Origin of the sequence: Psychrobacter sp. AOP7-A1-24 (assembly GCF_052376235.1) — a bacterium.
Taxonomy (GTDB): Bacteria; Pseudomonadota; Gammaproteobacteria; order Pseudomonadales; family Moraxellaceae; genus Psychrobacter.
Map to the genome: position 1 here is coordinate 32,197 of NZ_JBQSVM010000026.1, position 11,525 is coordinate 43,721.

The 11,525-nt window shown below is 44.2% G+C and carries 10 protein-coding genes; 7 read left to right on the plus strand and 3 right to left on the minus strand.

All coding sequences use genetic code 11. The features are described 5' to 3' along the window. The first annotated feature begins 21 nt into the window (after positions 1–21). The 4 genes from ACT3QQ_RS09795 to ACT3QQ_RS09810 all read left to right on the plus strand — a co-directional run bounded on the left by ACT3QQ_RS09795 (position 22) and on the right by ACT3QQ_RS09810 (position 2,788). Entirely contained in the window at positions 22–507 is a 486-nt protein-coding gene (locus ACT3QQ_RS09795) for an ABZJ_00895 family protein (RefSeq protein WP_444527869.1), read from the plus strand. Between the two features lie 195 nt (positions 508–702). After that, a complete protein-coding gene (locus tag ACT3QQ_RS09800; protein WP_444527870.1) occupies positions 703–1,251 on the plus strand; it encodes a DUF421 domain-containing protein in 549 nt (182 codons plus the stop codon). 74 nt (positions 1,252–1,325) lie between these two features. After that, positions 1,326–1,814 carry a 23S rRNA (pseudouridine(1915)-N(3))-methyltransferase RlmH gene (rlmH, locus tag ACT3QQ_RS09805; protein ID WP_444521717.1) on the plus strand — a complete coding sequence of 163 codons (489 nt, stop codon included), beginning with the start codon at positions 1,326–1,328 and terminating at the stop codon, positions 1,812–1,814. 83 nt (positions 1,815–1,897) lie between these two features. Further along, positions 1,898–2,788, plus strand: a complete 891-nt coding sequence (locus tag ACT3QQ_RS09810; protein ID WP_444523682.1) for a DODA-type extradiol aromatic ring-opening family dioxygenase — start codon at positions 1,898–1,900, stop codon at positions 2,786–2,788. 22 nt (positions 2,789–2,810) lie between these two features. Here ACT3QQ_RS09810 and ACT3QQ_RS09815 read toward each other — a convergent pair whose 3' ends face one another. Further along, a complete protein-coding gene (locus ACT3QQ_RS09815; RefSeq protein ID WP_444527871.1) occupies positions 2,811–4,304 on the minus strand; it encodes an amidase in 1,494 nt (497 codons plus the stop codon). A gap of 326 nt (positions 4,305–4,630) precedes the next feature. Beyond that, positions 4,631–7,936, minus strand: a complete 3,306-nt coding sequence (locus tag ACT3QQ_RS09820) for a DNA translocase FtsK (protein ID WP_444527878.1) — start codon at positions 7,934–7,936, stop codon at positions 4,631–4,633. A gap of 586 nt (positions 7,937–8,522) precedes the next feature. Between ACT3QQ_RS09820 and trxB the strand changes: the two genes are divergently transcribed. From trxB to ACT3QQ_RS09835, 3 genes are read left to right on the plus strand one after another with little or no spacing between them, the layout of a single operon-like run. Beyond that, positions 8,523–9,545, plus strand: coding sequence for a thioredoxin-disulfide reductase (gene trxB, locus ACT3QQ_RS09825; protein WP_444527872.1), 1,023 nt, complete (start codon positions 8,523–8,525; stop codon positions 9,543–9,545). Beyond that, positions 9,546–10,352 carry a leucyl/phenylalanyl-tRNA--protein transferase gene (aat, locus tag ACT3QQ_RS09830; protein ID WP_444527873.1) on the plus strand — a complete coding sequence of 269 codons (807 nt, stop codon included), beginning with the start codon at positions 9,546–9,548 and terminating at the stop codon, positions 10,350–10,352. It begins immediately after the preceding gene. A gap of 30 nt (positions 10,353–10,382) precedes the next feature. Next, the gene (locus ACT3QQ_RS09835; protein WP_444527874.1) at positions 10,383–10,817 is read left to right on the plus strand and encodes a MerR family transcriptional regulator; all 435 of its coding nucleotides are present in this window, start codon (positions 10,383–10,385) and stop codon (positions 10,815–10,817) included. A gap of 94 nt (positions 10,818–10,911) precedes the next feature. On the opposite strand, the gene rimI is transcribed toward ACT3QQ_RS09835, so the two are convergent. Continuing rightward, complete coding sequence (gene rimI / locus ACT3QQ_RS09840; protein ID WP_444527875.1) at positions 10,912–11,406, minus strand: ribosomal protein S18-alanine N-acetyltransferase; 495 nt, start codon at positions 11,404–11,406, stop codon at positions 10,912–10,914. Positions 11,407–11,525 lie beyond the last annotated feature (119 nt).

Consider the following 11,525-nt stretch of genomic DNA (forward strand, 5'->3'; position numbering starts at 1 on the left):
CACCTTTATCAAGGTTAGCTTATGTCACTCCAGACAACCAGTCTTAACAAACCTCAGACGCCTCTACAAGCTCAGCCTAAACTGGCCCGATATGTCGGTTTTTTTGCGATTGGGTACACGCTCGCCAGTGCCATATTTATGATAATACAAACCAAACTAGCGCTTAACCCACAGTTGGTCATGGTGGTTTCTATTATCATAGGTGCCTACATCGCTGTCAGCAAATTTATCAAACATCAAAAGCGAGCACTAGCGCGAGATGAAATTAATAAATTGATGTGGGGTGGGGTTATTATTGTCTGGATATTAACTGTCATTTATTTTTCAGCCATTTGGCTTTGGCTATTTGACGCGATAAGCCGCGAAGTCCTGTTTGAGATGGCGATGCAGCGCCCACTGCCGTTGCTCTCATCACTGATGCTAATGCTGGTGCTCACTTTGGTCAGCGCGCGTATAAGCCTATGGGCTGTCAATCGATTATTAGACCCTATACGCAGACTAACGTAAGTACAAATCATCATCTACAAGGTGCTACAAAGTTTCCCTCTACTCATGCGTAAAATCCGTTAGGCTAACGTTAAGGCATGTCTTTATCTTCAAAATGATATAAGAAGCTTACAAGTCACAACTGTGTGAGCTCTTACCCAAGTAAGTATGCTGTTAGCGACGCACTATTTTATTTTGATAATAGGAGCCAACCTCATGGATATGTTTTTTTTCGATAATATAGACAAACTTAGCCGCATCATTTCGACGACAATTATTGTTTATATTTTGATTGTACTGGTAACCAAAGCTTCTGGTAAACGCTCCACCTCTCAGCTCAACAATTTCGACTGGGTCGTTACCGTCATGATCGGCTCGTTGGGTGCCAGCACGATTTTACTTAAGGAAATTCCTCTTATCGAAGGATTCTCATCTATTTTGGTATTGTATCTTTTGCAGTTTTTGGTGACAAAATACGCATCTATCTCACCGCAATTTAGTGATTTTATTTTGTCAGAGCCACGTATTGTTTTTTATCAAGGGCAGTTTTTGCCAGATGTTATGCGTGATGAGCGCTTGACTCGTCAGGAAATTGAGTGTGCCATGCGTACGGAAGGGATTAATAGTTTCGATGATGTCGAAGCTATTGTCTTTGAGTCTGATGCGAAGCTTACTGTCATTCAAAAGCCAAGCCAAGCAGATAAGAGCGACGATGGTCAAAGTACAAGTAGCAAGGTATCAGAGACAATTAACCCGCTGATGTAAATTATAGACAGTAAAAAAATTATTTAGGACACACCCTAATAAGCTTGAATTTAATTATCGAGATGGTAAGCACTATGAAAGTAAGAATTTTGACCGTTGGTAATAAAATGCCCAAATGGGTGCAGACGGGTTTTGACGAATATTACAAACGTATTCAACCAATGCTAAGCACAGAGATTGTCGAAATTGCGGCTGCAAAGCGAGCAAAGAACCCTTCAGACGCCAACTTAGCACAGTACCGTGAGCAAGAAGGTCAAGCAATACTAGCCGCTCACAACGTATCAAGCCGCGAGCAATTATGGGTGTTAGATGTCAAAGGCAAGATGATTTCAACAGAAGGACTAGCAGGTAAGCTCGCTGATGGTATGCAGCAAGGTGATGATATCGCCTTGGTTATCGGTGGTGCAGATGGCGTATCGCCAGAAGTACTGGCAAAGGCTGACGCAAAGTTATCTCTATCAGCACTAACATTGCCACATCCACTAGTTCGCGTCGTACTCATGGAACAATTATACCGTGCGATGAGTATCAATAATAACCACCCTTATCACCGTGGTAACTAAATAAAAGACTAAGCTGTTTTTTAGTTTAAGACATCAATCACAGAATAGATTGAAAAACTGGCGTGCGCCCTAATAAATACAGCATGAAATATCCAAAACGTGCGACACCCAACGCCTCTAAGCCCTCTTATCAACGTGATGACAATCAAAATGTGCAGACGCCTATCATAGCGGCGGCTGCATGGGAAAACACGTCTGATGTGGCAGCAAATACCTCTAAGTTACCAGCGCTCTTTATCTCTCATGGCGCACCTACGCTTGCGATTGAGCAATCTGCTACAACCAGCGCACTGGCGCGTATCGGCCAAAACTTACCCAAACCACGTGCCATAGTCATTATGTCAGCGCATTGGCAGTCAGCAAAGCTAGAGATTAGCAGCAACCCACAGCCAAAAACGTGGCATGACTTTTCAGGGTTTTCGTCTGAGCTTTATGATATTCAGTATCCTGCTGTAGGCCAGCCAGCGCTGGCTGAGACCCTTGCTCAGCAGCTCACAGCACATGGTATTATTTGCAGTGTCAATCCAGTACGTGCCTGTGACCATGGCGTTTGGGCACCGCTCAGACATTTATATCCAGAAGCAGATGTGCCTATCGTGCAAGTGTCTTTGCCGCAGCATTATGACAGCATTGCTTGCTATCAGTTGGGCTCGCAGTTAGCGCACCTGCGTGATGAGCAAATCCTTGTCATCGGTTCAGGTAATATCACGCATAACCTGCAAGCATTACGCTGGGAAGCTGACAGCATCGATCAAGCAGCCAAAACCTTTAAGCAGTGGTTGCTGCAACAGCTCAAGATAGATATTCCAGCGGCGCTTGATTGGCAGCAATACCCAGACTACAAGAACATTCATCCGAGTGATGAGCATTTGCTACCGCTGTTTTTTGCATTAGGTACTGGTCAACGTGTCTCTGTCGTTCATCAAAGTATGGCCCACCATAGCTTAGGTATGGACATCTACCGCTTTGATTGAGTGCGACCAATATAGCTTCATCCTACTTTTCAAAAGCGTGTTTGGTAAATAAGCCAGCGCGCTCCATCTCGCCCGCCACGCTAAATAACGCCGCTTCATCATTCATACGCCCGATTAATTGCATACCAATTGGTAGACCTTTTTTACTCATACCGACAGGTACTGACATCGCGGGTAATCCTGTAACATTACCCAATAGTGTAAAGCCCATTTTACCTAGTACGGGGGCACTGAGCTTTTCGATCATGCCTGAGCTAAAGGCATATCTACCCATATTCAAGCCTTTGTTAAGCACCTCAGCGCTACGCATCATCATCTCATCCATACGGCTAGGCGGTAGCACACCATGCTTCACCGCAGGCGTAGGTACCGTCGGGCATAAGATCATATCGTAGTCTTCTAGTAATAGACCCGTCTGATACTGGCTATGATGCCAGCCATGTTTGGCATGTGCTAGATCCACGGCTGACAATGAGCGTCCGAGCAATGCCATGTTGTAAGTTTGCGGCTCTAGGTTTTTGATATGGTCAGCACCAAAATCGCGCTCGAGATTATCAATCGTAAAGGCTGTATGCGCACAGACCACAACGATAAAGTCATGCCAGAACTGATCGATATTAATATTTGGCTCGGCCGGTACCACCTCATGACCCATAGACTCTAGTTGCTTAGCCGTTTGCTCAAGTACCGCCAGTACTTCTTTATCCACCGGCGTATTGGCTATCAAAGGCTGCTGATGCAAAGCGATTTTTAGCTGTCGCGGTGCACGCATTGCTGCTTGTAGAAACGTGCCATCTGGCGGAGCTATAACGTAAGGGGCACCAATCTCCGCACCGCTAGTAGCATCTAGCATCGCCGCACTATCGCGTACCGAACGCGTAATAACATGGTCAGCCACGGCCCCCTCCCAGCCTTCACCAAGATTAGGGCCCATTGGGTTACGCCCGCGGCTTGGCTTTAACCCAAACGTACCGCACCAAGCAGACGGAAAACGTATTGATCCACCACCGTCACCGCCGCCTGCCATCGGTACAATACCGCTCGCAACTACCGCAGCGCTACCACCTGATGAGCCACCCGAGCTATAGCCTTTTTTAAAAGGATTGTGAGTAGCGCCATGCGCTTTTGGTTCAGTGGTGATAATCAGACCGAACTCAGGGGTGTTTGTTTTACCAAAGGTGTTGACGCCAGTCGCCTTCATCCGTTTAACGATTTCGCTGTCTTTTTCTGAGATGATATTAACGCTGCGACTGCCCATCGTAATGGGCTCGTCGGCGAAGCTAAATGATAAATCTTTTAGCAAATACGGTACGCCAGTAAACACACCTGAAGGCAAGCCTGCCTGCGCAGCATTGTAGGCGCGCTCATCGAATCGATGCACGATAGCATTTAGCTTAGGGTTGATCTGATTTGCTTGATGGACAGCAGCATCAAGCAATTCCTTTGCACTGACATCACCTGAATTGACTAATGCCGCTAAGGCTAACCCGTCATACTGAGTATATTCTTTAAACATAACTGACCTTCCTTAGAGAATAACTTTATTAAGATTGTCTAAAGCTCATTTTTTAAAATTACAGACTATCTTTTCATACACTCCTGTCAGTTTAGTATAAAAAACCATGCCTGATATTTGATAAACGGACTCATTAGTCATCTGGTCGATTTCGCTAGTTAATAAGCTAGTATACGAATCTACTCTTCGCGCCCTAGAGCATATTGAACAATAAGAGTTTACTTCTAAACCCACAATTTATAAAAGCCTTATTAGATTTCTTCCACAAAAAAAACGAGCCACTTTCATGACTCGCTTTTTCAATATTGACTTCATATTTAGCATGCTTACATTAGCAGCTCACGCTTACCACTTTTGCCCATTGAGCTGACCAATCCAGCTTCTTCCATAGAATCGACAATACGCGCAGCACGGTTATAGCCAATACTAAACTTACGCTGAATACTGGAGGCCGAAACCTTACGTGTTTCCATAATAAAGGCGACAGCATCATTATATAGATCATCATCTTCACCAGAGGCATTGCCTGAGCTACCACCACCTGGGCTAGACAATTCAAAGTTACCTGCCATGTTATCGATATAATCAGGGGCACCGCGCTCACGCCAAGCGTCACAGACACGGTTGACCTCTTCGTCACTGACATAGGCACCATGCACACGATCGGGCTCAATCTGCCCCGGTCCCAAAAACAACATATCACCATTGCCTAGCATATCTTCTGCGCCGCCACTATCCAAAATCGTGCGTGAATCGACTTTTGAGTTGACTCGTAGTGCCGCACGCACAGGGATATTGGCTTTAATGAGACCCGTAATGACATCTACCGACGGACGCTGAGTCGCGAGCATTAAATGAATACCTGCCGCCCGCGATTTTTGTGCCAAGCGTGTGATAAGCTCTTCGGCTTGTTTACCAACCTGCATAATCATATCGGCAAACTCATCGGCGACGATGACAATCATTGGTAACGTTTTAAGCTTAGGTGCTTGGCTAATACTCACGCTGTCATTTGGGCGCCACAAAGGATCAAGCATTGGATTACCAGACTCTTCAGCTGCGATAACCTTTTTATTAAACTCATTCAGCTTGCGTACCTTGAGTAAACTCATTAATTGATAGCGGCGCTCCATCTCGGCCACACACCATGACAAGCTACTCGCCGCTTCCGTCATATCAGTGACCACCGGCGTCAATAGATGCGGAATGTCATTATAGTTAGCAAGCTCTAGTTGCTTTGGATCAATCAAAATAAGACGCAGGTCATTTGGTGTGTATTTAAGTAGCATCGATAATAGCATTGAGTTGACCAATACTGATTTACCAGAGCCTGTCGTACCAGCGACGAGCATATGCGGCGCACGAGCGAGGTCGGTAATGATTGGGTTACCACCGATGTCTTTACCCATCGCCATGCTAATCTGCGCTTTCGGATCTTTAAATGTTTCAGTATTGAGCAGTTCAATCAAACGTACCATTTCACGTTTCTTATTCGGTACTTCAATACCAATATATGGTTTGCCTGGAATCACTTCGACCACACGCAAAGAGGCCATTGATAATGAGCGCGCCAAATCGCGCGAAATACCAGTTACTTTACTAGCTTTCACCCCAGCAGCTAACTCTACTTCAAAACGAGTGACAACAGGTCCTGGAATAGCATTAACCACAGAGGCTTTTACGTTAAATTCTTGTAGCTTAATTTCTAATAACTCAGACAGCTTCTCAAGCTCAACCACGGTATAGCTAGGCTTGCGGTCAGGATCGGGCTTATCTAATATAGAAACTTCTGGAATAGGCGTTAGACTGCTGCGATAGGCTGCCGTTTGCATCGAGCGTGACTTTTGACTGAAAGCGGCATCATCACTAATATGCGGCATGATTGGTACGTTGGTATCGTCGTTGTCGCTCTCTGGCATCATATCAGTGATATGGTTACTACTATCACCCTCTGGTACAGCGAAGCTAACAGACGGTTGCGCAGGCGTTCTAGGCTCAGGCACGTTTGAAGTTGGACTAGTCACTTCTACTGTTAATGCTGCTTTTGGATTAGCAGGAGGCGTATTGGTTGGTGTCATATCTGAAATATCTGACACTGTAGAATCCTTTTCCTCTACTACTGAAGCAACTGTAGGCTCAGAAATTATTGCTGCCTTTGCAGTATCTGGCAATTCTACAGGCGTGTCAGACGATTGATTGGCTGGCTCCTCTGCAGAACTCATCTTCTCTTCTGCGATAGGTTCTGGAGTCTTCACTTTTACTATTGGCTCAGCTGCTATCGCTTCCTGAATGAGATTAGAATCTTTTGGCGTTTCTACAATAGACTCTGTAGGCTCTGATATTTCAGCATGCTCTGCCAACCATGCTTCTGCTAACTTATCTACTTTCACCGTCTCATTTGTCGTAGGTATTTTAGACTCAGTAGGTTGAATGACTGGCTGACTGGCTAAGTCCTGGTGCACTGGCTCATCGACTGATGACTGAGCTAGTGGTTCTTTATCGTGCACAACTGGTTGAGCAGCCGCTCTCATCGTGGTAGTTACTGCAGTTACAGGCACTGCTTTATCTAACGCTGCCGTGGTACTAGTACTCGTTTGGGAGTAGTTAGGGGCGGGCATAGCAGAACTGTCCACACTATTGGCACTGTAAGCCATTTGTTCACTTGCGAGCAAGTCATCGACAGTATTGGCATCATTCCACGCAAAGCTTGGCTCAACTTTGCGCGCGACAGGTGCGGTCGAGTTTGAAGCTAATGGCTGGACTGTATTATCAGTAGAGTTATTAAGCGAACCTTTATCGGTATTGTCCTGCTCACCTTTTAAGCTATTAGATGTCGCCACTGCTTTTGCTGCGATGACAGAAGCCTTTACGCTGTCGGCCAGTCCTGATGTTGATAGAAAGTCCGACAACACATTACTGAAACGCCCACCACTGCTAACGTCTTGAGTACCGCTAGTGTTTTCAGCAGACTGCAACTCAAGTGGTAGCTGCTCATGCTCTTCTTTTTGAGCTACAGGCTCATCTGCAACTTGGGTATCATCTTGTGAGGTATTACTTGGTTGAGTAGTTTCAATGGTATCCTGATTTTCTACACCTGAGCCAAACCACGATAGTGCACGAACCTTTTGATATATCGTTATCCAGTGAATATTAAAGGCATACGTAGCGGTAATCACAACAAATACTGCTAAGAAAATCACACTCCCCCACTGCGATAGTAGCTGTGCCAACCGCGCCTGCAACTCTAGCCCGATGATACCACCAGAGACACCTTCGAGTCCGATTGCGTCAGGGTTCGTAACTTGTTGAACCAGAGAGACCAATTGTGCAAACAATGCGCTAGCACTCAATAACAAAAATACATAAGCGACCAATCGCATAAGCCAAAACGTTGGCTTATTTTCCCACCAAATCAAGATAGATTCATAAACCACAAATGCCAAAAACCACCAAGCACCAAATCCAAAAAAACTATAAAGCAAATCGGATAACCAAGCACCTGCCTCACCGCCCATATTATTAATCGTGGTCATATCACTACTAATATGCGACCAACTAGGATCGTTACCCGTATAAGTTATCAAAATGACAAACAGATAAACGGCTAGTATTAACCCAAGGAGGGTAAACATTCCCTTTTTTAAATATTCAATAAGCGGTGCTGATATCACGTAAGATCTGCCTTGTTATTAATACTAAATAGTCGCCAATGCATGACTAAGCCTAATCATGCTGACATAGAGTGTTGACATAAATTTATCGAGCAAAGTATTTTTTTGATAGGTACCGACTGTAGAACCCTGCAACAACCGTTATCGCTTGGCCCCTACGACACTTTGCATAACTTCTTATAATAACAAATACATAGGTGCAGTGGCGACAGTCTTATCAAGAAAGCGTATAAGAAAGTAAATCAGCAGACACTTTGCGTAAGGAAACAGTTGGTTAGCGAAACACTAATAGCAAAACATGGCTAACTTTGTGGCCTAAATTCTATAAAACACCCACCGTTTTTGCAGTTATATTCCCAAGTTATTTATTCTTTGATTCTAATGATAACTATGTTTGTTTTAGCAAACTTGCACTTTGTGCTCTGTGCCCTTATGTTATTATCACACAACAATTAGAAGAAGCATATTCGTAGTCATTTTTGATATTCCTCTTTTATTATATTTATAACTTACACTCTTAATTCGTATATTTAGCAAGGAACAACTCATGGCAACTGACACTACTGCTCCACGTCACGAAAAGCTCATTATTTTAGGCTCAGGTCCTGCTGGCTACTCTGCAGCAGTTTATGCAGCACGCGCTAACCTTAAGCCAGTTATGGTTACTGGTATGGAAGTCGGTGGACAATTAACCACCACCACCGAAGTCGACAACTGGCCGGGCGATGCGCATGACTTGACGGGTCCTGCGTTGATGGAGCGTATGAAAGCACATGCTGAGCGTTTCGGTACTGAATTGGTCTATGATCATATCAATGAAGTAAACTTAAACGAGCGCCCTTTTCAACTGACAGGCAATAACGGTAGCTATACTTGTGACGCGCTCATTATCTCAACTGGTGCGTCTGCACAGTACTTAGGCCTAGAGTCAGAGACTAAGTTTAAAGGTCTTGGCGTATCAGCCTGTGCTACATGTGATGGTTTCTTTTACAAAGATCAAAAAGTTGCGGTAATTGGTGGTGGCAACACAGCCGTCGAAGAAGCTTTGTATCTCTCTAATATCGCTTCTGAAGTGACGCTGGTACATCGCCGTGACAGCTTGCGTTCTGAAAAAATCCTTCAAGACAAGCTATTTGAAAAAGCTAAAAATGGTAATGTCAAAATCGAATGGAACCATCAAGTAAAAGAAGTGGTCGGTGATGACATGGGTGTCAATGGCGTCGTCATCGAATCAATGGTTGATGGCAGCACCAAACAACTAGATACAATGGGTATGTTTGTCGCCATTGGTCACAAGCCAAATACTGACTTATTCAAAGACCAGCTAGATATGAAAGATGGCTATCTGACCGTCAATAGTGGCTTGAATGGTAATGCCACCCAAACCAGTATCGAGGGGGTATTTGCTGCAGGTGACGTAGCCGATCACGTTTACCGTCAAGCCATCACTTCTGCTGGTACTGGCTGTATGGCTGCTCTTGATGCTGAAAAATACTTGGATGCATTGGGCGAGACCGTCGCCCGCGATCACACTTACGATTCAACACTAACTGAAGATAAAGAAGCCTAAATGGGTAACTTGACTCAACAGAACGGTAAACTCATCACGCCTGAGACCTTAAAAAGTCTTGGGCGTTATGACTTTCCTGATCCAGTTTCTATCGACCCTGATGGTATTGGTATCGTCGCTATGGGCGGTGATCTGGCTCCTGAAACGCTGATATCAGCCTATGCACAAGGTCTGTTTCCTTGGTTTAATGAAGATGAGCCGATTGCTTGGTGGTGTCCTGAACCGCGTTGTGTGATCATTCCCTATGCCTATCAACCAAGCAAGTCTCTACGCAAGCAAGCAAATCGTGAACGTTGGCAAGTGACGCTTAATCAAGCCTTTGATGATGTCATACATGCCTGTAGCTTACCGCGTAGCGACGGCCTCAATGACAATCAGCCCGAAGGCGAGCATACTTGGATTCATGCTGAGATGATCGATGCCTATACCAAACTGCATGCGCAAGGCTATGCTCATAGCATTGAAGTTTGGGATGAAGCGGGTCAACTTATCGGTGGATTGTACGGGTTGAAGATAAATGGCATCTACTTTGGTGAATCCATGTTCCACCGTGCCTCTAATGCTTCAAAGCTAGCATTTTGGGGCTTGATGCGCCTGTGTGAACAAAGTGATGTTGCACTCGTTGACTGCCAGCTACCAAACGACCATTTGATGAGCTTAGGTGCGACGACCTTACCACGTACTGATTTTTTAACTCAGTTAGACAACCTGATAGGTAGTCATTCTGTGCCATGGCAAAAGCACTCTCATAAATCATTGGCCGTATCGCGCTTGAATAGCGAAGCGCCTTGGCAGTTAGAAATATGATTATTCTAGTGGTAAAAATACGAGGTTATTATGGCACTTGATACATCGTTTCTATTGATTGGAGAGCTAGCAGCAAAAGCCAATACAACCAAAGACACCATTCGCCATTATGAGCAACTAGGCCTACTAAAATCTCGCAAGCGTCAGGCAGGCTCACGCCTATATACTGAGTTTCATCCAGAATGTATCGAACGCATAGAGCTGATCAAAAGTGCGCAAGCCATTGGCTTCACATTAATCGAAATCAAAAATAGTTTAAATGATTATTATGATGGCCACTTAGATATCGATTCGCAGCTTGCACTAACACAGCGAAAATTAGAACAAGTCAAAAAACAGCAAGCCAATATCAGCATCATGATAGAGTTACTGAGCGAACGTTTAGACATTTTAGGGCAAATGAAAGCAGATAGTGACTATCAACTTGATGTGGAAGTCTGTAAAAAGAAGATACCTTTACAATAGAGTTTGAGGCTTATTTGGTTTTGTATCTATATTTTGGCTGTTATAGCTATTTCTATTGTGACCGCTTACTTTTTATCAAGTCTTACTCTCTCTATTAAATATAAGTATGCTGCATGATTAATGCATCGACTGCTGGTTTATGTGGCACTTTATAATAGCCTTTGCGTCTATGAATGATGCTAAATGCCTGTTGATCGTATAACGCTATTGCCGCAGTATTGTCTGCACGTACTTCTAACAGGAGACTCTCTACCTGATTAAGCGGTAGTATCTTATGTAATTTATTCAATATTTTTGACGCAATGCCTTGGCGTTGGTGTGCTGGATCAGTCCCAATACGCAGCACCTCTGCTTGCTCAAACGTCATTTGATATAAGCAATAACCAACTATCTTACGATGAGAGTTACCCTTTTCTTTTGCTTTATCGTAAGCAATCAACATACTAATACTGTCTTGCTCAAGCAATTCAGCCAACGTTTTCTGATTCCAAGCATCATCTGGTTGCACTATCACTTCGATACTGGCAACAGCTTGAACCACCGTTTCGATCTCTGCTGCATTTGTTGATAACGCTTCTATCGTAAACATGACGTTCCTTTTACACTTATTATTAGACTGGCTTTACTATTGTATTGCGCTTATATTAAAACTTGCCGTACATCTGATCATGTGATTATACAATCAAATAAATGGATAACCATTCCTCC

Excerpts from the sequence above, each read along its gene's own strand:
- ACT3QQ_RS09795 (WP_444527869.1), top strand. The coding sequence starts at position 22 with ATGTCACTCCAGACAACCAGTCTTAACAAACCTCAGACGCCTCTACAA.
- rlmH (WP_444521717.1), top strand. The coding sequence starts at position 1,326 with ATGAAAGTAAGAATTTTGACCGTTGGTAATAAAATGCCCAAATGGGTG.
- ACT3QQ_RS09815 (WP_444527871.1), bottom strand. The coding sequence starts at position 4,304 with ATGTTTAAAGAATATACTCAGTATGACGGGTTAGCCTTAGCGGCATTA.
- rimI (WP_444527875.1), bottom strand. The coding sequence starts at position 11,406 with ATGTTTACGATAGAAGCGTTATCAACAAATGCAGCAGAGATCGAAACG.
- aat (WP_444527873.1), top strand. The coding sequence starts at position 9,546 with ATGGGTAACTTGACTCAACAGAACGGTAAACTCATCACGCCTGAGACC.
- trxB (WP_444527872.1), top strand. The coding sequence starts at position 8,523 with ATGGCAACTGACACTACTGCTCCACGTCACGAAAAGCTCATTATTTTA.
- ACT3QQ_RS09820 (WP_444527878.1), bottom strand. The coding sequence starts at position 7,936 with ATGTTTACCCTCCTTGGGTTAATACTAGCCGTTTATCTGTTTGTCATT.
- ACT3QQ_RS09835 (WP_444527874.1), top strand. The coding sequence starts at position 10,383 with ATGGCACTTGATACATCGTTTCTATTGATTGGAGAGCTAGCAGCAAAA.
- ACT3QQ_RS09800 (WP_444527870.1), top strand. The coding sequence starts at position 703 with ATGGATATGTTTTTTTTCGATAATATAGACAAACTTAGCCGCATCATT.
- ACT3QQ_RS09810 (WP_444523682.1), top strand. The coding sequence starts at position 1,898 with ATGAAATATCCAAAACGTGCGACACCCAACGCCTCTAAGCCCTCTTAT.